This window comes from Streptomyces hesseae, assembly GCF_031845785.1.
Classification (GTDB): Bacteria; Actinomycetota; Actinomycetes; order Streptomycetales; family Streptomycetaceae; genus Streptomyces; species Streptomyces hesseae.
The window spans coordinates 174,567-195,854 of the sequence record NZ_JAVRFI010000006.1 but is presented as its reverse complement, the minus strand read 5'-3'; the positions used below and the strand labels follow the sequence as shown (position 1 = coordinate 195,854).

Below are 21,288 nucleotides of genomic sequence, written 5' to 3'. Positions count from 1 at the left end.
AGAAGCTGGGCTTCTTCTAGGAGGTAAGGGAAGGGCCTCCGACCTGCGCGGAAGCAGGTCGGAGACCCTCATGTCCGGCGGCGCGCAGCAGGTCCGCGACCTTGTCGACAAGCGGTCGCCGGTCTCCCGTGCCCGCGGTTCACGGAAGGCCCGGGTGGTGCGTTGTGCGGGGCTCGGTGAAGTAGTCCGAGTCCTTGGGGCGGGCTGCGTCGCGGCCGGTGGGGCGGGGGGATGGTTCCAGGTGGGGGATGTGCTTGGAGCAGTGGATGTATGCCTCTTCGATGGTGAGGTGGACCCACATTTCCGGACTGCGCCCGGGCGCGATGTCGGTGGGCAGATCGGGATGGATGCTGCGCAGGTCCCAGTCGCGGTAGAGATGGGCCACGCCGTTGACGTGAAGCCCTACGTGATGGTGGGTGAAGTCCACGAAGAGCATGCCGAGATGAGGATTCTCGATCACGTTGCCGGCACTGGCCATCACGCCGTTCCCGCGGAATTCGGGATAGGCAAGGGTGCGGTCGTCGATGACGTGGACGAATCCCGGTGGCCCGGCCCGAAAGCTGGCATCGCACTCTCCACGGGAGTCGGCGGTGGCCAGGAAGACCATTGCCTGTCGGCCGATGAAGTCCCGCATCTCGGGTGTGAGATGGGGGCGTACCTGTTGATCGTAGAACCGAGCGGCACGATGGGCCGTACCCAGGTACTGCTGCAGCCGGTGTTCACCCGCTGATCCGAAAGACGGCGGAGGCAAAGTCACGAAGGGGTCTCCTGGCAGAGCGGACAGGCGGTGCGGCTCAGGGAGTGGACAGGACGGGCGTATCGAACGGGTCGTGATGGATGCGGTGGGACGGGGTGCCCTTGAGGGTGAGCGTCTCCCTGGCAGAGACGATCATCTGGACCGGGCCGCTGAGAAACACGTCGTGCTCGTACCACGGGCCGTATTCGGCCAGCACGTCCGGCAGGGATCCCCGGATTCCGGGGATGTGCTCGTGGGAGACCGCACCCCTGATGGTCAGCCAGTGGTGTCGCTGGGCCATCCGGAGCATGTCGTCGACTCCGTACAGCTCGGCCCCGGTTCGGGCACCGAGGAACAGTTCCACTTGATGGCGTCCCCCTCGACGGGCGACCTCTTCGATGAGCGCGCGGATCGGGGCGAGGCCGGTGCCGCCGGCCACGAAGAGCAGGTCGCTGTGGTCGGCCGCGTCCAGGACCATGTCACCCATCGGAGGCCCCAGCTGGATCACATCCCCCACCGCCGCTCGGTGCACCAGCGCCTCGCTGACCGAGCCGCCGGGCACGGCGCGCACGTGAAAGGTGAGTGTGCCGTCCTCGCGAGGCGCGTTGGCGACGGAGTAGTAACGCCACCGCCTCGGCCACCAGGGGGTCTCGACGCTCACGTACTGACCTGCGGCGTACTCGTAGGCGATATGTGGACGTACGGTGATTTCGGTGATGCCGTGGCCGCGCGAGACACGGTCCACCACCGTGGCGGGCCAAACGGCGGGCCGTACCGCCTCGTCCTCCTCGGCCGCACTGATCATGACTTGGGAGACCACGCCGTACGCCTTCGTCCAGGCGGCGGCGATTTCCGGGGTCCAGGCGACGCCGGCGTACCGGGCCAGAGTGTCGAGGAGGCACTCGCCCACAGCCGGGAAGTGCGCGGGGAGGGTGCCGAACTTACGGTGATCGCGCCCGAGGTGTCCGCAGAAGCGGACAAGGCTTTCGGGGTCGTCGACCAGATCCACGATGCGCAACAGCGCGCGCAGGAGGCGGTCGCGCTGATCATCCATCCCATGCGGGAACATCGCACGGACTTCGGGATAGCGGGCGAACAGGGTTGCGTAGAAGTAGACCGTTATTTCCCCCGCGAAGGGCTCGACCACCGACAGGGAAGTCCTTATGAGCTCTATCTCGCGGTCCGACAAAGGCGCTTCGGCGGTCTCCGGCTCCACGGCGGCCTGGGCAGGCACCGGGACCTCCGGAGACGGGTGTGCGGATGTGCTGTTTGGACGACCGATCCGGAACCTCAAGGGGCCAGCGCTCTTCCATCCGCCATTCGGCATGGCTTTCGCCGGATATACCACCAGGTGACCTCACCCAAGGCACCTCGCCCTCGACGGGCGCAGAGGGCGGGGCCTTCACTGAATCCCCGTCTGGAGGGAGCGGCATGGGAGTCGCATGGGGCCAACATGAATCCTCATTGGAGTGCGGAGTCAATGAAGCGGAGGGAGTTCTTCCGGATGTCACCGATCCTCGATGAGGGTCACGAGACCGGGAAGGGACGCATCCGCTAGAACTCCGGGCAGAATCTTGTGGAATTACCCTGACCGAACCTGGACGGTTTGCTGATTTAGGGCATATATCGAGCCAATGCCGCTGCCCGTTCGGAGCCCGGGGGCAGTCCGGCATCTCCGAGAGCGGCAGCCGGTGGCCGGGCACGCACAGGGCGGCCCGGTGCAAGGCGGCCCGGCACAAGGCGGTGATCATCGGGGCCATGACGACTCTCGTGAGAGGGACCCGGCTCTGGCGGCTGATTGCCGACAGCGGATGGTTGCCGCCCGATGCGGATAAGGCGGAGAGCCGACGGCTCTTACGGTTCCGGAGAACCCAGTGCTCTGGAGGCGTACATGGACAGCTATCGCGGTGTGCGGACGGCCCTGATCGTGGGCGCGGGTGTCGCTGGTCTGACGGCGGCCACAGCCCTCGCGCGCGCGGGATGGCGGGTTGAGATCGTCGAGGTCAGCCCGTCAAGAGCGACTCATGGCTGGGGGTTGTGCCTGACCGGGCCTTCACTGCGCGCGCTGGCCGAGTTGGGGGTTGCGGAGGCGTGTCTGGCCGAGGGCCACGGCATGAGCGTGATTACGCACGTGGATGTGCACGGCGAACCCGCGGACCAGGTCCAGTTGCCGCGTCTGATCGGTGCGCGGCGGCCGGCGATGGTCGGCATCGCGCGTCCCGTACTGCACCGCATCCTGCACACGGAAGCCGAGCGGTGCGGCGTGGTGGTGCACCACGGTCTGACCGTTGCGGCGGTGGACCAGGAGGCAGAGCTGGTCCGTGTGCGGCTGCCGGACGGGACCGAGCGGCAGGCCGGGCTCGTCGTCGGAGCGGACGGGATCCGTTCCTCGGCACGAGGACTGCTGGGACTTCGGGCCTCACTCGACTATCACGGGCAGATGGTGTGGCGGGCGCTGGTGCGGCGCCCGTCGTGGGGCACCGGGATCCATCACTTCGCCGGCAAGGTCAATACGGCAGGACTCGTCCCCCTCTCGGACAGCCGGGCGTACGTCTTCCTGACGGAGAACGGGGTGGAGCGGGACGTCCTCCCGGACGCCGAGCTCGCGCCGCGCCTGAGGAAGTTGCTGGAGCCCTTCCCCGGCCGGGTGGCGGAGCTCGCCCCGCTGGTGTCCGTGTCCGAGTCGGTGATACGCCGCCCGGTGCGGACGCACTTCCTGCAGGGCGGCTGGAACCGCGGCAGCGGCGTCGTCATCGGCGACGCCGCCCACGCACCCGCACCACAGATGGCCAGTGGCACGGCCCTGGCCATCGAGGACGGCCTCGTGCTGGCCCAGGAGCTGGGGCGGCACGAGTCGATCGGCGCGGGGCTCAAGGCGTTCGTGAGCCGACGCGCACAGCGGTGCCGAACGCTCGTGGAGACCTCGGTGGCCATCGCCGGCCTGGAGCGGGCTCGGCGCCACGACGAAGCGTATCCGCTGGTCGATGCCTGTCACCGCCTCATGGCCGAGCCCGCGTAGCCGACCGGCTGTTCGTACGACGGACGAGGAGAGGAGGAGCACTCATGTCTGCGGCAACGTTCCGCACCCTGCTCGAGACGCGGCAGTGGCTGCGTACGCACCTGGAGCAGCGTAGGAACCCTTTCAACGCCATCGATCACGAAGCCGCCGCGCGGCACATCGAGACACTGCCGGGAGCCGACCCCGTGTCCTGGGCCGGACACTGGCTGTCGGAGGCCGAGGGCTTCGCGGCCCGTGCGCGCGAGACCGAGGAGAACGGCGAGCGCGAACCGGCCAGGGCCCGCATCTTTGGCGGCAGCACCCTCGCGGAGTACGTCGCCCGCTGCCCGGAGCTGTCCCTGCTCGACCAGGGCGACCTGGACCTCCCGAGCTGCCCGCTGCTTCTGGCCAACGGCAAGGACGACCGGCAGAACGCCTCCGCCGACCTCCATCTGGCCCTGGAGCACGGCGGCCCCAAGACGGGCCGGATGTTCCCCGGCGGCCACATGGGCGAGGGACCCGTGCTGCCCACCGTCCTCGACCGGCTGGCCGAACGGCTGAGCTGAACCAGACACCTGACCGGAGTCGGGCACGCGCCCAAGGGAGTGCACGCACCATGAGCGACAACAGCCTGATCACCCACCTGCGGCACATCGATGTCGCCATGCCGAACTTCGCCGAGCAGCGTCGCTTCTACACCGAGCTGTGGGGCCTGACGGAGACCGCCGCTGACACGGGCGTCTCGTTCCTGGCGGCTGAAGGCTCCCCGGAGCAGTACGTGGTGCGGCTGCGCGAGGACGCCCACAAGCGCACCGACCTCATCGCCTTCGGTGCCGCCGGCGCCGGCGATGTCGATGCCCTGGCCTCACGACTGATCGCCCAGGGCGTGCGGTTGGTGTACGAGCCGAAGCTGCTGGACACTCCCGGTGGCGGCTACGCGGTCCGCTTCTTCGACAACGAGGGCCGCGTGGTCGAGGTCTCCGCCGGCGTCACCACACGCCGGCACCGCAAGATCGAGGCCCGCGAGTCGGTCCCCGTACGCCTCTCCCATGTGCTGATGAACTCCCCCACCCCCGAGGCCACAGTCGCCTGGTACATCAAACACCTGGGATTCCGGCTGTCGGACACCATGTACCTGGGCAACCGCGGCGGGATCGAGGTCATGTGGTTCCTGCGGTGCAATACCTTCCACCACAGCTTCGGCATCGTGCGCGGCCCGCACGCGGCCTTCCACCACGCCTCCTTCGAGATGCGCGGGATCGACGAGTTCATGCGCGGCACCGGCCGGATGCGGCGCCTGGGCATCGAACGCCTGTGGGGACCGGGACGTCACCGTGCCGGTGACAACTCCTTCAGCTACTACCTCGACCGGGCGGGCAACACCGTCGAGTACACCACCGAGCTGGAGATCCTGGACGAGGACACCTGGCACCCCCACCTCTACGACCTGCGCGACCCCGCCAACGCGGATCAATGGGGCACAGCCGACGAGATGGACGAGTTCATCGCCGCCAAGTCCCACAACGACGCCGATCCCGGGCTGTTCGTCGCCCCGCCGATGTGAGCACGCTCGTGAGGGCGACGTTCACCTGCGGACGACCGACCGCCGACCAGCCCATTGCGGACCGGAAACGGTGACACACTGACACCAGGGCAGCAAGGCGGCAGGCCCGGAACACCCGCACCACGCGCCCACGGCTGGCGCCCCGAAGAAGGTGGACGTGTTGCCGCCTCCGCTGCGAAACTTCCTCATCACCCGTTCCCAGAACCCCGTCGACCTCCTGAACGCCGCCACCCGCCTGTTCGGCGGCTCCATCGCCACATCGCCGCTGGACGGCCTGTGCAGGGGAGATCACGAACTGCGCGGGGTGGCCGCGCACGACTTCGCCGTCGGCTACTTCGCCTCGCCGCTCCAGATACGCGTCTCCTCGACGGAAGGGCTCAGCTCCTACTTCGTCAACATAGGTGTGTCCGGTGCGATCGCCGCGTCCCGCGGCGGCCTGGACGTCACCCTCGACACCGCCACGGCCGGAGTGGTCAACCCCGGAGACACCCAGGAACTGCGCCCCGCGCCCCCAACCCCGTCGCGCTTCCTCGGACTTCGGATCGACGCGGCCCTGGTCGACCAGGAATACGCGGCACTGACCGGGAGCCCGCCGGAGTCGGCCGTCCGCTTCGACTTCGCCCTGGACCTGTCCAAACCCGAGGGCCGGGCCATACGACTGGCTGTCCGCTCCCTCCTGGAGGGACTGGACTCGGGAGATCCCCTGTTCCAGCGCGCCGAACTCCAGCGCAGCCAGCTCCGCTGCATCGTCACCGCGCTGCTCCTGGCCCAGCCTCACTCGCACACCGACGAACTGCGAGACGGCCCTCAGCCAGGCCACCCGCGCTCCTTGCGCGCAGCTCTCGCGTTCATCGAAGCCAACCTCGCCGAGCGCATCACCCTCGGCGACATCGCCAAGGCCGCCGACTGCGCCCCGCGGACCATCAGCTCCGCATTCCGCGACCGGCTCGGCCTGTCACCCATGTCCTACGTACGCAACCTGCGGCTGGACCGGATCCGCCAGGACATCCTCACCACCACCGACAACGTCGGCACCATCGCCTACCGGTGGGGCGTCTCCCACCTGGGCCGCTTCGCCGGCGACTACCGCGACCGTTTCAACGAACTCCCCTCCGACACCGCGTCGCGCCGGTAGCACCACCGCCTTCAGACGCATACGCGGCCAGGAAATCGTCGGCATGGGCGCCTGCCCCCTTCGCCGCCCCCGCCCGCACACCTGGGTGTCCGCCCGAGCCGGGCGGACACCCAGGTGACGCCGCCAGGTGAGATGGGAGAAACGCGATGGGAGGGCCGCCCGGAGTCTCTCCGGGCGGCCCTCATGGCATGTGGATGTCGGGGCGGGTCAGGATCGGCTCAGGGCCACGGCCGTGTCTTGCCACTGTTCCAGCACGGCCACACTCCCGAAAATCGTCTGGAAGGCGGTGCCGATCCGCCGTAGGGGGCCGCGTAAGTGCCGACTGGAAGCGGCGAACATATTGATCAGCGCCATCCCTTCCTGAAATTCAACCGCTGCGGTCCGCATGTCCGAGGCCACTTTGATCACGTCGTCCAGGATCCCCGCCACGCCGTCCGGCCATTCGTGACGAGGCATGTCCCCCACCCACTCCAGCAGAGCCCCGAAGGCGACAACGCTGGCCTTCATGCGCCCTGCGTAGCGCTCGGCCGCTCTCTCCAGGTCTCCGGCCGGTCCATCGATTGCCTTGCCCAGACGGTTGACCACTGCCAGCTTCATGCTCATCGAAGCCCCGGGATGGCTGACACGCGCCATGTCCTCGCCGATGAGCTCCGCCATCGCCCCGAGATCCGCCAAGGCGGCCTCCAGCGCAGCCATGTCGCCCGAGATGCCTTCCAGCTGTGCCTCGGCGGCGGCGATCAGGTCCAAGAGGCCGGGCGCGTCCTCATCGTGCACAGCCTGTTCCACGCGGGGCGCCGACGAAACGGTGGGTGGAATCACCGGAGCCATTCCGTTCAAGGCATCGGTCAATACGGTCGTGAGCTGCTGTCGGGCCATGACCGCGTCCGCAGGGTGGGACGGGAGCTCGACGAAGGGAATCTCACCCGCCCCGGGACGGGTGACAGCCCCCTCGGCGACATGAACGGTGCATCGGCCGAGCGCGTGTCGCATTCCGAGTGCAAAGGACAGCTCCTGATCGCACTCGCTGAGTTCCACGACGACGACGTCCGCTTCGGCCACCAGGCGCAGGAAATGGCCCATAGGCAGACCTGCGCCCATGAGGTCGTCCGCCCATAGCGGAGTAAGGTCCAGTTGTTCACAGGTGGGACGGACGACGTCCTCGTAGAAGAACGCGGTCCGGTGTCGCCTGTCCGGGACGCCTTGGCGGGAAGGGTCAAGGACGGCAGTCTTCGCCCCGATGGCAAGGCAAGTGGGCACAGCAGACTCCTTCAGGAGAGTTCGTGGACTGCCAACGGCCGTAAGCCGCCGGCAGTCCGGAGAAGGTCAGTCGAACAAGGTGAGCGCGACGCCGTCGGCGATCTCATCGGCAAAGACCGGGCGCTCCTGGATACCCAGTGCGCGCAACAGATCCACGGTGAGCACGCGATGGCGTCCGCCGACCCGGACGGTGGCACAGGGGAAGGCATCACGGGCGACGAGGCGGTAGGCGGTGCTCACGCACATACCGAACGCCCGGGCCGCCGTCCTCAGGTCGACGCTGACCGGGAGATTGAAGATCTCGCGGAAGGTAAGCGGTGTATCGATGTGGATGGTCATCCATTCCCTCCGACTCGCCGCAGGGAGAGTGTCGCGACCTGGCGGCCCCGGCCCGCGTACCCAGTGGAAGTGGCCGTGTCGGCCAGACCCCATCGCCGCGCCAGCGCGCCGATCCGCACCCCTTCGACCCGGTGGGCGGGAACGGTGATCCGCACAGTGGCCGAGAGTCCGCGCGGGCTCGCGGGCGGGTCGTAGTCCACTTCCCATCCGTCTTCCGTTTCCGTATCGGAAGGAAGACGTGCGGCCCCTTCCACGTTCTCCACGGCCGTCTCGGGGCGGGCCTTGCGCCATAAGGTCCATGCGCGGGAACAGGCCGCGCGGAGTACCCGATCACCAGGGTCGGGGGTATGCGCTCCGACTTCCGCCAGGGCTTCGAGATAGCACGCGACGAGTTCGGATTCGACGTCTTCTCGGTCCGCGCGAAAGTACCAGGTGATCCGGAACGCAGTACGGCGCAGCCCGGGCAGCCCAAGCCACACGACTGCCGTCGGCCAGTCGGACCGCTCGATGCCGGACAGGCGGCGCTCCGCGATCTGATGCCACAGGTCGGCACGTACGGCGGGGTCCACGGAACGGTCGTACAGGTACCGTCGGGACTGCTCCAGCTCAAGGGAGACACCGTCTCCGTCTGATCCGTCGCGGAGCCGTAGTCGAGGCGTCGGATTCATGCCCACGCACTGACGCTCAACAGAGGCGAAGAGGCCGGGACGATAGAACTCTGACATCTCCTGCTCCTATCAATTCGCTTTGCTTGTCGGTGACTTGCTGCGCCACAGCGTCAGCAGTCGCGTCGCGAGGTCTCTTCCGGGAATCGTGTCCGGGCCCCGTTCGACGGCCATAAGCCACCGCAGGAAGCCGGGTTCCCTGGCTTTCATCAGGCCCTTGAGCAGTTCCTCCAGGGACGGATCCGGTTGTGGCACGCCGTCCACGCCGCAGCACCATTCGAGGAGGACGTCACGCATGGACGTGTAAGTGGCCGGTTCGTTCAGAGCGTGACCGGTCAGCTGGACCATGCTCGAGGCCGTGTCGGCATCCGAGAGCATCCGGCTTCCGCACCATGCGAGATCCACCCCCGCCATGACGGGAAATGCGAGCGCTGCCATTTGGCCCGGGATACCGTCCCGCAAGGTCCAGTCCCTCATCCGCACAAGGATGGTTTCCCTGGCGCGGGAGTCGCCCTCTACGAAAAGCAACACCAGCGCTTCCACGACAGCTACTCCGACAGCCATGTCGTCCGCGTCGTTGCTCAGCGATTCCGCAAGGGTGTGCAGTAGTCGAAGGGCCCGGCCAACTGTGAACGGGCCGCCGTCCGAGCGGCAGGCGTATGCGGCCGCCTTCCGCAGGGCCGCCTCGGGCGCGACGCTCCACTGCTCAAGCAGAGCTTCCGCTTTCGCCGCCACTGCCGGGTCGCGGACGGCCGCTCCAAGGCACCGAGCGGCCACTTCGACGGCCGGGGGCCATGGAACCAAAGCCAGAGGACGTAGGAGCTGCAGGCTTCTGCCGCCGGTCGCCACGGCCATGGCGGCAGCTGCATGCCCGGCTTGTTCGATCTGCTCCGGGTCGTACCCGGCGCCGGCGAGCCATGCGTGGAACAGGGGCAGAAGGTCCGTGTGATCCCGGCACAGGACTTCCCGGACGGCATCGCCCACGGTTGGCCAGAAGAAGGACACAGTGTCGGTGGCGTCCGCCCCTTCGTGCCGCGTGCAGTACGCCCCAAGGGCACGCAAGATCTCGGATATCGGCCGCTGGCGAGTCGTGCCGACCTGCCCCAGGTCAAGCCGAGGGCGCAGCGTGTGTGCCGCGGGCTCCTGTTCTCCTTCGGAGACCGCCAGCTCCAGCAGGTCCGCCGCCCGTTCCACGACGACGCCGCGTTCGAGCCCGCCGTACACGCTGAGTGAGAGCAGGTGGCTGAAGAGCACGGGATCTTCCTGCGCCCGGGCCACGAGCCCTGGTGCTTCCGCCTCGGCCAATGCCCGCAGTACCTCGGTGCGGGATGAGCTGCCGGCATCACACAGCCGGGCCGCGGCTTCGGCCGCCTGTGCCGCATGGTGGGGCGGCAGCTCCGCGGGCAGCAACTCGTCCAAGACGTCCGGCCCCAGGGATCGCAGCAGCCGGTCGCGCGCGTCCTCGCCCGAGCAGATGTCCGCGAGATGGGCGGCGAAGACCTCCCGTGGGTCAGGAGGCACGTGGCGTAGGACCGGCGTGCCCAAGCGGCCTTCCAAGGCAGAGGCCAGGCCGGGGGCCTCCGCCACCACGATGAGGAGGCGCGCCCCCACCTTCGTCAAGGAGGCTTCCAGCCGAGACAGGTCCCAGGAGCGGAGTGCGAACGGATCCGGAGGTTCCATCATCAGGTAGCCATGCACTTCCTGCGATCGCGGACTCCACCGGGAGAGGTCCACCGTCCCGTCCAACTGGACCAGCACGGGGTTGTCCCTGCCGTGAGCCAGCAGATTGAGGGCACATGTCTCACGACCGGTCCCGGGAGCTCCGACGAGCACGGAGACACCGGATTCAAGTTCCGCGAGCGCCTTCTCGAAGGTGGGAGGCGGCACGAAACGGCACGTCGCCACTCTCAGGTCCTTCGGCCGTACAGGGCCCTGCCGAATCGGTGCCACAGCGGGGCCGGAAGCTGGTGAGGCGGCCACGATCTGCCGTTGATCACCCGTCACCGAGCCCGTGTTGACGGTGCTGTTGGACGCGAGGACCACCATCGCGCGCCGGGACGCCAGGGCCGCTACGAGAGCATCGACGTCGCCGGCTTGGAATGCGTCAGATGTCATCGTCAGCTCCTTCGGAGCGACCGGAAAGCTCAATGGTGGTGACGTGCTGACCGCCATGGACCGTGCCGGTGTTGATGATCCCCCGGTCGGCGTTCAGCACCGTGCCCGGCGGAACCATGGGCTCGTCGATGGCATTCTGCGCCTCGTGGCGACTACCCACTGCTTCAGGTGTCGGTTGTGGGCGACGGAACGCGATCACATTGTCCGCCTGGCCGGATCCTTTTGCCCTCAAATCGTCCTCCCGAGATCGAGCGGGACGCCCGAGCCTTGCTCGTGCGTCGTTTTCCTGAACGACTCGAGATTCCCGCACGGCCGCTGGTCTGTCTGTTCCGGAAGAACACACGGCGAGTGGCCTCCAGCACATTTCGTGCGGCCGTGCGGAACACCGCGCAAAAACACAGGTGGGTGCGCCGCCCGAAGACGACACACCCACCCATTTATTTGATTGTTGAATGCGTTTCTGCAGTCAGCCGTGTCAGTCGGCCATGCCGGGAACCGGGCGTCCCAGCGCGGAGATCCGGTCACGCAGCAGGTAGGAGATCTCCTTTCGTTCCTGATCGGTCAGCGTGCCGAGCAACGAGGCCAGCTCCTCCTGCCAGTCGGTTAGCGGAGGGCTGAGCAGATCCTGGTGGTCGACGGCCCAGTCCAGGACCTGGCGGACCTGATCGGGATGCCTGAGGAGCCAGAGCGCAGCCAGGGAGGCCGGTCCGGCGTGCAGCGCCTGGAGGCAGAACTCGTACTCACCTCGGCGGCTGGTCGTCCAGGAATAGCGGACACCCTCGTTCTCCCCCTGGCCGAGGAGAAGTTCCTCACCGTTGTCCCGGAGCCGTACATCGAACACCCGGTAGCTCAGGCCTGCCTCTTCCAGGCGCTGTGGCACGCCGAGGTGCTGCATGATCTCGGGGGCTCCGAGCCCATTGCCTGCCACCGCCTGGGTCTCGGCCAAATGACGCAGGGCCGTGGTGAGGTAAGTGCGGATAACGTGCCAGCCGTGCACGGTCTTCGTGCGCACCACCCGCACGGGGTCGTGCACCCACCACGACACCCACAGTTCCACCGATTCCGTGCCGTACACCGTGGGAAGGCCGATGGCCCGGGTATCCACGTGCTCGGTCACATCGACGCGGAAGCCGTCGGTGTAGTGGCCGCGCAGGGGCGGCGCCGCGGCCTCGTCGGGCATCGGCACGTACCCGCCGGCGTCGTCGGGATCCCCGCGGCGGCCGAGGACGAAATATTCACCGGTGGCGTCTCTGAGAACGAGTGCCCAGTCCCTTGAGGCCGACCAGCGGTGACCGACGATTTCCCACCGGGGCGATCTCGCCGTCCGATAGTAGAGACGCTCGGCCGAGTCGTCGCTCATGCCGCCTCCCGCCGTTCCCCGGCCCGCCACCTGGTGAGCGCGGTCCGAGCGGTGTCCCGCCCCGCCCAGCCGCTGGTGTCCCCCTGGTCGATCTCCACGAACAGCCGGAATTCACCGAGTCGCATGGCGTCAGCCAAATCAGTGAAGAGATTCTCCACTGCCCGGAACAATGTCTCGTCCCACCTGCCCCAGTCAGCCCATCTCAGCAGCGCCGCGCAGGTCATGTCGAACGAACTGTCCGAATTCAGTGCCCGGCGAATCATCTCAGTGACCAGCTGTCCCTGAGGAGTCCTGTCGGCGAGCTGTCGCTGGAACCACTGCTGGTATCGGAGCAAGTGGCCGAACAACACGAACAGCTCCTCCTCATCGGCTTGGTCCGCACCCAGCCACTCGAGGAGTCGGCCGAAGACATGCTCCTCGTTACCGGCATGGAACAGTCTCAGAACCGCCATTCGCACCGCGATGCGGACCCCGGCCTGCCCCTCGCCCTCTTCACCGCGGGTCCGCAGGCCACGGATGAGGGTGTGGAGCAGTTGCAGGGCGACATCCGGGCGCGACAGCCCGAACTCCGCACCGCACGCGTACGCCACTGCGGTCCTCAGGTGAGGGCTGACTGCCAGGCTCCAGCGCTGGAGGCGATAACGCACCTCCGCGACCAGTACGGGGTCTTCCGCCGCGATGCCCAGAGCATGTGCCGCGATGAGGCGGCTGGTCGTGCGCTCGGATTCGGCGAGCGCCTGGACGTGGCGCAGCGCCCTGCGGCCGCCTCCCCAGCTCGTCGCCATCCCCATGACCCGGCCCACCGGCAGGGTCAGTTCGCTGTCGCGCTTCACTTCGCGCAACCACCGGACGAGCAGTTCCGACAGCTGACCGTACTCACGCCACACGTGCCTGAGCACGGCTTCGGCCTGTCGGTGCCTTACAAACGCGACCGCTTCCACACTGTGCGCGTAGGCCCCTTCCGTGCGGATCTCACGCGTCTGCCGGGAAGCACGAACGGCATGCAGCAGTTCCGTCAGGGGACGCCGGAAGACGAAATCCGGATTGGGGCGCCCGGCGTTCTCGGATCCTTGAGAATCCTGCGCCGGCAGCACGGCCGTCAGGCGCCCCTCGGCGAGGTCCAGCAACCGGTCGGCCTCTTCCCTGACAATCCGGTGATCCAGCCCCTCGTAGACGCAGACCGCCAGCAGAAAGGACAGGGAGTCCGGATCGCCGCGCAACTTCTCTATGAGTTCCGGAACTTCCTGCTCGGCCTGGTAGCTCAGCCGGGCCCGGAGGTCACCCAACGCGTTCGCGTCACCGTCGGCCGACACGATGGCGGTCACCAGCTCGACCACTTCGGCCGGCACCAGTTCGGGGACCAGGAGCGCCCCCAGTTCCTGGTGACCCACTGCCGCCAGCAGGCGCTCCCGTTCACGCTGATCCGATACGACTGCTTCAAAACGACTGCCGAACACCGCGGAAGGCGCAGGCGGCTCGCACGCGATGGGCCTGATGTGAAGGTCTTGTTCGAGGCGCCGCAACAGCGCTCTGTCATCGGGCAGAATGATCACCATATACGCCCCGGCTTTCTCCAGTAGGGAGCGCACATGGCCGAGGACTCCGGGCCCGAGCGGCCGGGACGGGAACAGTCCATCGACCAGGTAGCCGCGCGCTGACGCGTCGGTGGGCTGCCAACGATCCAGCTCGGTGACGCTGTCCAGGGCCCGCAGCTGGGCATCGTCCCCGCAACATTTGCGCAGAAGGTTGAGTGCCGCGGTGCGACGGCCGGTTCCCGGGCGTCCGGTCAGGAAGAGCAGCCCTTGCCCCAGCTCCGTCAAAGCGGTCCCGAACCATGCGGGTTCCGCGAACCCGAATGCGGCGGCCTGCACCTCCGTCTCCGGTATCGGTCCCTCGCGTACCCTGGACGCCCGAGCTGTCCGCCGCCCATCCGTCGCCTTGTTGGACACGTGCTGATCACCGTGGACGGAACCCGCGTTGATGTTTCCACGCGGGGCATATACGAACGTCCCCGTGGGTCCCGAGGCTCCACCTATGGCATCGATCAGCTCGGAGACGTCGAACTCGGGTTCCGCGCGCGTCGACTCGTCCTCGGACGGGGCTTCGGGTACCGGCCGCTCAGGGCCCGGCGGCTCCGGTGGCCCGGGCAAGGCGTCCGGGGTCACGATCGCCTCTGGCGCTTGTCGCCACGGACCTGGTCTCCCTGGAAACCACGGACACGGCCCGCCTTGTTTCCTTCGACATAGTCGCCGGCGACGTGGTGGTTGCCTACGCTCTGGCCGCCGTGCACAGTGCCGGTGTTGATGTTGCCATTGGGAGCGCTGTTCCTGACACGTGTGCTCCGCGTACCGCCGCCCTCCGACGGACGTGGGTCCTCTCGCGGCGCCGGCTCCGTGCCGGTACCGTCGGCCGGGTCTTCCTCGTACAGCGGCCCGGACGGCTGGGGTACGTAGATCCATGCCTGCTGGGCGAAGGGCTTTCCGTCGACGGTCGCGACCACTTCCACGAAGTGATCGGGGTGCAGCCCGGTGTACCCACTGGCCACCGCGTCTTCATAGCAGCGGCCGGAGAGGATGGCCGCGACGTGCGTGATGCTTTCCTTGTGCGAGGCCAGCACAGCCTTGACGGGGCGGGAGTCGAGCAGCCGGTGCGTGTCATTGCGAACCGTCCCGTTGCCGCCGAATTCGTCCCCGGTGTCCGGCAACGGGCCGACGTGGAGGCTGACCCGGAGCCTGATGGGTACTGCTCCATGGGACAGGACGTTGAAGTCGGTCAGTACGTCCTGGAGGGTGAGCAGCAGCGGATGGATGACGAAGGGCATCAGCGCGGGATCGAACCCGAAGACGTAACCGTCGCCGGTCGAGGCGGGGAATTTGCGATCGTTCCAGAGCTCGCGCAGCCCCGCCCTGGCGAACGCGGTCTCGAGCAGTTCGGGTACGGCACGGCTGATGGCCTCGTGCTCGATGGCGGGATGGCCGGTGAACCCCTTGGTGTCCACGGCCAGAATGCCCCGATAGCCGGGGAGAGGCCTGCTGCGGGTGTACGGGCGCGGGCTCTCCTGGGGAAATTCGCCGAGGTGTTCGCGCATGTGTCGCTCCTTCGTGAAGCCCGTCCGGCCCGTGACGGGCCGGACGGGAGACGCCTGTGCGTTGCGTGGTCGAACCCCTCGAGCTTCACAGCGGGCGCGCGATCGCTCCGCTCCGCACGCACAGAAAACGTGTGACGTGAGTCACGACACCGTTAGCCGCTGATGGAGTCGTCGAGTACCTTCCTCAGGCTCTCCACGCTGATCACGCTGACGCGGCTCTTCGCCGCCTCGACCCGGCCCGGACCGAGGAGTTTCAGGGCTTCGCTGACGGACCGGCGGCCCACCCCGATGTGCTGGGCCAGCTCTTCCCGAGTGAGGGAGAAGGACTGCACGCCGGATACCTCGACCAGGCGGATCAGCGCCAAGGCGAGGCGTTCGTGGACAGCCCCGTCATGGATCTCGGTCTGCTCTCGCAGCCGTGTGGACGCCAGCACAGCAAGCGGGTGCGCAAGCTGGTGCTCGCGCACGAAGCGCTGAAAGTCTTCAGCAAGGATCAAGGAGGCTTCGCATTTGGTCATCGTCCGCACATCGGCCAGCCGTTCCCCTTCGCACTGGATCGCCATTTCGCCCAGGATTTCACCTGGCCCACGGAAGGCGAGCAGTCGCTCCCGCCCGTCACGGTCTCTACGGACCACCTTCACCAGCCCCTTGGTCAGGGCAAGTACATGGGTTCCGCCGTCCCCCTGCCGTAACAGGGTCTGGTCCGATGCGTACGGCTTGGGTTGGCGGGTCAGCTCTGCCCACGCCTCGTACGGCACCAGGTTCCGGAGGGACCGTACCGAGAAGTCACGATCTTCATTCATGCGGTCACGCTAGGGGAGCCGACTCCCGGGCACGTACCGAATTCCGCATTCCGCATTAGCGATCGCATAAAAGAAACCGCAGCGCCTCAAGGACCTTCGGACGCCCTCCCCGCGCCCCCGTGCGGGCATCAATTCGCGGGATTCTCACCCCTTGAAGACCCGGTCCAGCTGCCGCCCCAGGACCTCCACCGCCGACTCCGGGCCGCGCTGGCCGACGAGGATGCTCGTACCCAGGCCCGCCGACAGAGCGAGCAGAGCGATCGCTTCCAGGCGGGGGTCCGTTCCCGGGTGGGTGAGGTCCGCTTCCTGGGCCTGCCGCAGGAGTTCGGTCAGGTGGTCCTCGGCCGCCTCCGGGTTGCGGATGAAGGGCTGGGCGGCGAGGGCCTCGTCGGTTACGGCCAGGACGCCGTACGAGGTGTAGACGAGGTGGAAGGTGCGGCCGGCCTCGTCGGTCGGCAGTGATGCCGTCAGGAACGCCTCGATGACCGCGCGTGGGCCCGGGTCGTCACCGGCTGCCCGGAGCCGGGCGGCCACCCGTTCGCCGAAGCGCTCGCTCAGGTGCTCCAGCCCGTAGAGGAGCAGCTTCTCCTTCGTCTCGAAGTAGTACTGCACCAGGCGCAGCGACACACCCGCCTCCGCCGCCACGTCCCGCATCCGCACGGCGTGCAGTCCACGGCGTCCGGCGACGCGGAGGAGTGCCTCGGCGATCTCGGTGCGCCGCTCTGCGTGGTCCACGCGCTTCGGCATCGGTTGCGGCTCCGCTCTTCAGTGACAGGGGTTCTCCATACCGGGACCTCTTTATGGTACCGCCGTATCAGGTTGATGGTACGGTCGTACCACGAAGAACAGGTGATCGTTCCCGAGGAGGCCACCCGTGCCCCAGACCGCTACCCGCCCCGACGTCGCGCGATACGTCAACGACGCCCTGCGCGACCGCTACTTCGCGGCATGCGACGCCGTCTACGCCCTCGGGGCGACAGCCGTCGCCGAGACGGACGTGGAGACCTCGTTCGGGACGACGCACGTCTACCGCTACGGGCCCGACGACCCCGCCGGTGCCGCCCGCACCCCGATCGTCCTCGTGCACGGCTCCGGCAGCTGCTCCGCGATGTGGTACCCCAACACGCCCGCGTTCAGCGCCGAACGCCCCGTCTACGCGATCGACACCCCGGGCGACCCGGGCCGCAGCGTGCATCGCGAACCCCTCCACCGGCCCGAGGACGCCGCGCGCTGGCTGGACGAGACGCTCGATGGGCTCGGCCTCGACCGCGTCCACCTCGTCGGCTCCTCCTACGGCGGATGGCTCGCGCTGAACCAGGCGCACCGCGGGTCCGGCCGGCTCGCCTCGGTCACCCTGCTCGACCCCGGCGGCCTGGAGAAGGTGGGGCTGCGCTTCTTCGTCTGGATCTTCGTCAGCCTCTTCGCGACCTCCGCCCCCAAGGCGCTGCGCCCCCGGCTGGCGCGTTGGCTGGAGCAGCCGGTGCTCATCGTGCCGGAGCTGCGCGCGATGATCAGGGCGGGAGTCCGTGCCCACCGCATCCGCCGCCCGGCGCCGCTCCCCCTCTCCGAGCAGGAACTGGCCACCATCCGCACCCCGCTCTATCTGGTGCTCGGCAAGCGCAGCCTTCTCGTCCACCCGCGGCGGCAGGTGGAGCGCGTTCCTCGCCTGATACCGGGGGCCCGGGCCGAGATCATCTCGGACACCGGCCACGGGCCCCAGATCGATCACGCGGAGGAGATCAACCGCCGCATGCTGCGCTTCATGGATTCCATCGAACGCCGGCCGTGCTCCTGACGGGACGTCACGACACCCGTCAGGGCCACGCCGCAAGAACGTCAGTGAATGATCAGCGCGTTCTCCATCAACCGCGGCCCCGTGCTGTCGGAGGGCCGGTTGATGAGCCGGCCGCCAACCACCATGGTGGTGGATCCGCCCCCGTCGAGGTTGAGGGCGTTCACCGCGCCGAGGGACCGCATGACTTCCGCGCTCTCCCGGAAGGACAGCCCCTCGCTGTAGCCCGGGCGCCTGCCGTCGACGGCGACGAACAGCAGCGAGCCGTCGTCCGCGACCCCCGCGAGGCTGCGCGGGTGCCGGTGGGTGCTGAAGTAGTCGAAGAAGCCGGGGTCGTCGGGGTAGTTGAAGCCCTCGGCGTCCGCGGGGATGTCGACGCGGCCGTCCCGGAGCAGTTGCGGGCCGCCCGAGGCGACGTCCATGGCGCGTCCGGCGGTGGCCGTGAGGGGCCGGCCGTTCCGGTCGAGGACGGTGGCCGTCACGGTCACCGTCCGGCCCTTGCGGGCGTGGGCGCGCAGCCAGTCGGCGCCGTCGCCCGTGCCGGCGAGCAGCGTCGTGCCGGAGGGGAACGTGCCGCCGCGCTTGTCGCGTACCTCCAGCACCTTGCCGTTCTTGTCGATAACCACCGCGACGCCGTCACCGGCGTGCACGGGCCCGTGGAAGAAGTCGGTGTACTGGATGACCTCGGAGTCGTCGGTGCACTGGACGTCGTGGCGCGGCCGCTCGGTGGGCAGGTCTCCCCCGGTGCCACCGCAGTTGCGGATCTTGCCCGGGGAGCGGTTCAGCCCGTCGAGCTCGCGCTGGGCGCCGTCGTCGGAGCGCAGGCGCAGGTGGGTGCTCAGTTGCTGGACGGAGGGGCGGGCTCGCCGGTCGGAGGGCAGGACGAGGGCGCTGGTCCCCTGCACCGCCTCGCTGACGAGTTTGCCACCGACGACCGACAGGCCGGCGACGTCGCCGAAGGTGCCGTCCTCCTCGTCCGAGCCGTAGCTGCCGTTGATCCCGGCGATGCCGCCCATGTGCTTGACCATGTCGGCCAGCGTCTCGCCGCCCGGCACCCGGTCCTGGGCCTGCCGCACCTGGACCCGGCCGCGCTGCGCGGCGGAGACCCGCAGCACGTCGACGACCCAGGGGCCGGTGCGGCCGTTGCCGTCCTCCCCCGTGAAATAGGTGTGCGTGGGGCGGAAGCCCGCCGCGCGCAGGTCCTTCACCAGGCGGGCGGCCGCCTCCTGGTCGGCTAGCTCGCCGACCCGTACACGCCAGCCCCACGGCTGCTTCGAGGGCAGGTCCTGGGGACGCTCGTCCACCCTGCTGACGACGGGGGCGAACCCGGCGGCCTTCAGCTTGGCGGCCAGGGAGCGCGCCGCGCTCTCGTCCTTCAGCAGCGCGACCTCGATCGTCCAGTGGTCACGGGCGTCGGGACGGCCGCGCTTGATCCGGGTCCAGGTCACCCCCGGGGCCACCTGGGTGGTCGTGCGCGTCTCCGGCAGGTTGGCGTCCCCCAACGGGAGTCGCTGTACGGTGGGTTGAGCGGCGGTCCGATCGGCGGGTCGAGCGGCCGCCTGGGCGTGCAGACCCGTGGCCGGCAGAACGAGCGTCAGTACGGCCAGGCCGGCGGTGAGCACCGGCCGGCGCATGCGTCTGATCTTCACCACTTTCCTCCCTGCCCTCTCTGTCTCTGTGTCGTGGCGCTGTGTCGTGGCGCGAGCTGTCGCCGCAGTCTGGCCGCGCAGCGTGTCGCCCACGCGAACGCTCAGCTCAGCATGGCGTAATGGAGTGGAAACAAGATGCCTCTGTGCCCGACGAGTTGGGCCGGTTCACTCTGTGGGGGCGACCCCCGTCGTCACGTGGACACGGGGCCGCACCGTCCGCACCGTCCGCGAAAATCTCCCATCATGCCGCAACCCGGCCCACCAGGCGGCGAAAACCTCCACGCGGATCGCTCAACTCACCGCGCCCGCTACGCTACTGGGTGCAACGGCTCTGCCTCCCCTGAGTGCCTCGCCCGCCGGGCGGGGCCCCGGCACGAACCCGGGATCGTCAAGAGGTGAGGAGCCGGCTGATGGTGAAACCGAGGAGCGGGAGGAGGCGTCGGGGACGGCGCCCCGGCCGGGATCGTCAGGGCCCTCAGGACTGGGTGACGCTCTCGGCGGTGCTTCTGAACGCGGTTGCCGCCATCGCGCGGTGTTGTGACCAGCTGCTGCGCTGAGGCGTACGGCTGGGGCGGTTCCGGACGACTGGTCGGCCCCACCGGAAGGTGTGGACCCGACCGCCGCTAGGTCGGCCGGGTCCACACGATGCCTCGCACGCGACGGGCCTGGCTCTCGGCAACCTCCGGAGCCGGGCCTTTCGTGTCCCGTACGAGAGACTGGCCTCCGCCGTTCTGCCATCCGTTCCGCGGAGCTCGGTCGTCGTCAGCCGCGGCCGCCCGGCGTTCTCCCGGCGGCGCCGGCTGACCGCGAACGTCACTCTAGCAATCGGTCAAGCGCCTGCCACCCCTTTGACCTGCGACGACGAGAATCCGGCCACAACGGGCCACGCCAAACGCCCACCGTCCGCCAGGCCCCGCCATACCTTCGCCACCCCTGTCAGCAGCCGGAACGCCCCCGAGAGCCCCAACGCCCCGCCCCCGGGTGGCGCGCGGCATGGCGATTGCCGCGGCCGGCCACCCCCTTACCTCCCACCCCGCTCCCCGCGCCCCCGCCACGCCGTACGGGCCCCGGATTCAGCCGCGGAACCCATCCCTCTCCCCCGACCGGCCCATGTTGCTTACCGAATGGAGCAATAGAACTACTCTGCGGATGCTCCGTCCGGAGTGGGGGGTGAACCTCGGAAACGAAGGAGGTACACCCAATGAAGTCAATCCGTACCGCTCTCTGCGGCACCCTGACGGCAGTCGCCGTCTGCGCGGCACCTGCCGCATACGCCCTCGGCTCCTCCAACACCCCGGTCAAGCCGCCCCAAAGCAGCGTCGTGCAGCACACCGGTCACGACGAGGACTGCGACGACGACCACGGCCGTGGCGACCACGACCACGGTCGTGATCACGGCCGTCACGACCGTGACGACTGCGACGACGACGACCACGGTCGGGACGACCACGGCCGTGACCACGGTCGCGACCACGAGGACCACGGCCGCGAACACGGCCGGGACCACGGACGTGACGACCATGGCCGTGACCACGGGCGTGACCGCGACTGGGACGACCACGGTCGGGACGACCATGGCCGGGACGATCACGGCCGGGACCACGAGGACCACGGCCGGGACCACGGACGTGAGGACCACGGCCGTGACCACGGTCGGGAGGACCACGGCCGGGACGACCACGGGCGCGACCACGGACGTGAGGACCACGGCCGCGAACACGGACGTGACGACCACGGCCGCGAACACGAGCGACCGCACGGCCGCAACCACACCGGTGGTGGCGCCA

General features: G+C 68.5%; 19 protein-coding genes. 5 read left to right on the top strand and 14 right to left on the bottom strand.

Annotated features, from left to right (window positions below):
* Window positions 1-139: 139 nt before the first annotated feature.
* Complete coding sequence (locus tag RM609_RS12715) at window positions 140-757, bottom strand: pyridoxamine 5'-phosphate oxidase family protein (RefSeq protein WP_311610509.1); 618 nt, start codon at window positions 755-757, stop codon at window positions 140-142.
* A 37-nt stretch (window positions 758-794) separates the two neighbouring features.
* On the bottom strand, window positions 795-1,970 hold the full coding sequence (locus RM609_RS12710) for a globin domain-containing protein (RefSeq protein ID WP_311610507.1): 1,176 nt from the start codon (window positions 1,968-1,970) through the stop codon (window positions 795-797).
* A gap of 657 nt (window positions 1,971-2,627) precedes the next feature.
* On the opposite strand from RM609_RS12710, the gene RM609_RS12705 reads away from it, so the two are divergent.
* The 4 genes from RM609_RS12705 (at window position 2,628) to RM609_RS12690 (ending at window position 6,433) form a co-directional block, all read left to right on the top strand.
* Window positions 2,628-3,755, top strand: a complete 1,128-nt coding sequence (locus tag RM609_RS12705; protein WP_311610505.1) for an FAD-dependent monooxygenase — start codon at window positions 2,628-2,630, stop codon at window positions 3,753-3,755.
* A gap of 44 nt (window positions 3,756-3,799) precedes the next feature.
* The gene (locus RM609_RS12700) at window positions 3,800-4,300 is read left to right on the top strand and encodes a hypothetical protein (protein ID WP_311610504.1); all 501 of its coding nucleotides are present in this window, start codon (window positions 3,800-3,802) and stop codon (window positions 4,298-4,300) included.
* A gap of 50 nt (window positions 4,301-4,350) precedes the next feature.
* Window positions 4,351-5,298, top strand: a complete 948-nt coding sequence (locus RM609_RS12695) for a VOC family protein (RefSeq protein WP_311610503.1) — start codon at window positions 4,351-4,353, stop codon at window positions 5,296-5,298.
* A 157-nt stretch (window positions 5,299-5,455) separates the two neighbouring features.
* Window positions 5,456-6,433 (top strand): helix-turn-helix transcriptional regulator, encoded by a 978-nt coding sequence (locus tag RM609_RS12690; protein WP_311610502.1) that lies wholly within the window; start codon window positions 5,456-5,458, stop codon window positions 6,431-6,433.
* Between the two features lie 207 nt (window positions 6,434-6,640).
* Here RM609_RS12690 and RM609_RS12685 read toward each other — a convergent pair whose 3' ends face one another.
* From RM609_RS12685 to RM609_RS12640, 10 genes are all read right to left on the bottom strand, one after another.
* Window positions 6,641-7,531: a hypothetical protein gene (locus tag RM609_RS12685; RefSeq protein ID WP_311610501.1), complete on the bottom strand. Its 891-nt coding sequence runs from the start codon at window positions 7,529-7,531 to the stop codon at window positions 6,641-6,643.
* A gap of 225 nt (window positions 7,532-7,756) precedes the next feature.
* A complete protein-coding gene (locus tag RM609_RS12680) occupies window positions 7,757-8,029 on the bottom strand; it encodes a DNA-binding protein (RefSeq protein ID WP_311610499.1) in 273 nt (90 codons plus the stop codon).
* The gene (locus tag RM609_RS12675) at window positions 8,026-8,754 is read right to left on the bottom strand and encodes a hypothetical protein (RefSeq protein ID WP_311610498.1); all 729 of its coding nucleotides are present in this window, start codon (window positions 8,752-8,754) and stop codon (window positions 8,026-8,028) included. The genes RM609_RS12680 and RM609_RS12675 overlap by 4 nt, the downstream gene beginning before the upstream one ends.
* Before the next feature lie 12 nt (window positions 8,755-8,766).
* A complete protein-coding gene (locus tag RM609_RS12670) occupies window positions 8,767-10,809 on the bottom strand; it encodes a hypothetical protein (RefSeq protein WP_311610497.1) in 2,043 nt (680 codons plus the stop codon).
* Window positions 10,799-11,008 carry an S-type pyocin domain-containing protein gene (locus RM609_RS12665; protein WP_311610495.1) on the bottom strand — a complete coding sequence of 70 codons (210 nt, stop codon included), beginning with the start codon at window positions 11,006-11,008 and terminating at the stop codon, window positions 10,799-10,801. Before RM609_RS12665 ends, RM609_RS12670 begins: the two co-directional genes overlap by 11 nt.
* 276 nt (window positions 11,009-11,284) lie before the next feature.
* Window positions 11,285-12,169, bottom strand: coding sequence for a hypothetical protein (locus tag RM609_RS12660; protein WP_311610494.1), 885 nt, complete (start codon window positions 12,167-12,169; stop codon window positions 11,285-11,287).
* Window positions 12,166-14,040: a hypothetical protein gene (locus RM609_RS12655; RefSeq protein ID WP_311610493.1), complete on the bottom strand. Its 1,875-nt coding sequence runs from the start codon at window positions 14,038-14,040 to the stop codon at window positions 12,166-12,168. The genes RM609_RS12660 and RM609_RS12655 overlap by 4 nt, the downstream gene beginning before the upstream one ends.
* 290 nt (window positions 14,041-14,330) lie before the next feature.
* Entirely contained in the window at window positions 14,331-15,257 is a 927-nt protein-coding gene (locus RM609_RS12650; protein WP_311610492.1) for a hypothetical protein, read from the bottom strand.
* 152 nt (window positions 15,258-15,409) lie between these two features.
* On the bottom strand, window positions 15,410-16,060 hold the full coding sequence (locus tag RM609_RS12645) for a Crp/Fnr family transcriptional regulator (protein WP_311610491.1): 651 nt from the start codon (window positions 16,058-16,060) through the stop codon (window positions 15,410-15,412).
* Window positions 16,061-16,204: 144 nt separating this feature from the next.
* Window positions 16,205-16,807, bottom strand: coding sequence for a TetR/AcrR family transcriptional regulator (locus tag RM609_RS12640; RefSeq protein WP_311610490.1), 603 nt, complete (start codon window positions 16,805-16,807; stop codon window positions 16,205-16,207).
* A 127-nt stretch (window positions 16,808-16,934) separates the two neighbouring features.
* Between RM609_RS12640 and RM609_RS12635 the strand changes: the two genes are divergently transcribed.
* Window positions 16,935-17,855 carry an alpha/beta fold hydrolase gene (locus RM609_RS12635; protein WP_311610489.1) on the top strand — a complete coding sequence of 307 codons (921 nt, stop codon included), beginning with the start codon at window positions 16,935-16,937 and terminating at the stop codon, window positions 17,853-17,855.
* Between the two features lie 41 nt (window positions 17,856-17,896).
* Here RM609_RS12635 and RM609_RS12630 read toward each other — a convergent pair whose 3' ends face one another.
* Both RM609_RS12630 and RM609_RS12625 read right to left on the bottom strand, forming a co-directional pair.
* The gene (locus RM609_RS12630; protein WP_311610487.1) at window positions 17,897-19,501 is read right to left on the bottom strand and encodes a phosphodiester glycosidase family protein; all 1,605 of its coding nucleotides are present in this window, start codon (window positions 19,499-19,501) and stop codon (window positions 17,897-17,899) included.
* 1,207 nt (window positions 19,502-20,708) lie between these two features.
* Window positions 20,709-21,260 (bottom strand): hypothetical protein, encoded by a 552-nt coding sequence (locus RM609_RS12625; protein WP_311610486.1) that lies wholly within the window; start codon window positions 21,258-21,260, stop codon window positions 20,709-20,711.
* Between the last annotated feature and the right edge of the window lie 28 nt (window positions 21,261-21,288).

Coding starts and splice junctions, on each gene's coding strand:
- RM609_RS12645 (WP_311610491.1), bottom strand. CDS start 16,060: ATGAATGAAGATCGTGACTTCTCGGTACGGTCCCTCCGGAACCTGGTG.
- RM609_RS12650 (WP_311610492.1), bottom strand. CDS start 15,257: ATGCGCGAACACCTCGGCGAATTTCCCCAGGAGAGCCCGCGCCCGTAC.
- RM609_RS12705 (WP_311610505.1), top strand. CDS start 2,628: ATGGACAGCTATCGCGGTGTGCGGACGGCCCTGATCGTGGGCGCGGGT.
- RM609_RS12670 (WP_311610497.1), bottom strand. CDS start 10,809: ATGACATCTGACGCATTCCAAGCCGGCGACGTCGATGCTCTCGTAGCG.
- RM609_RS12695 (WP_311610503.1), top strand. CDS start 4,351: ATGAGCGACAACAGCCTGATCACCCACCTGCGGCACATCGATGTCGCC.
- RM609_RS12680 (WP_311610499.1), bottom strand. CDS start 8,029: ATGACCATCCACATCGATACACCGCTTACCTTCCGCGAGATCTTCAAT.
- RM609_RS12660 (WP_311610494.1), bottom strand. CDS start 12,169: ATGAGCGACGACTCGGCCGAGCGTCTCTACTATCGGACGGCGAGATCG.
- RM609_RS12700 (WP_311610504.1), top strand. CDS start 3,800: ATGTCTGCGGCAACGTTCCGCACCCTGCTCGAGACGCGGCAGTGGCTG.
- RM609_RS12675 (WP_311610498.1), bottom strand. CDS start 8,754: ATGTCAGAGTTCTATCGTCCCGGCCTCTTCGCCTCTGTTGAGCGTCAG.
- RM609_RS12640 (WP_311610490.1), bottom strand. CDS start 16,807: ATGCCGAAGCGCGTGGACCACGCAGAGCGGCGCACCGAGATCGCCGAG.
- RM609_RS12685 (WP_311610501.1), bottom strand. CDS start 7,531: ATGGGCGCAGGTCTGCCTATGGGCCATTTCCTGCGCCTGGTGGCCGAA.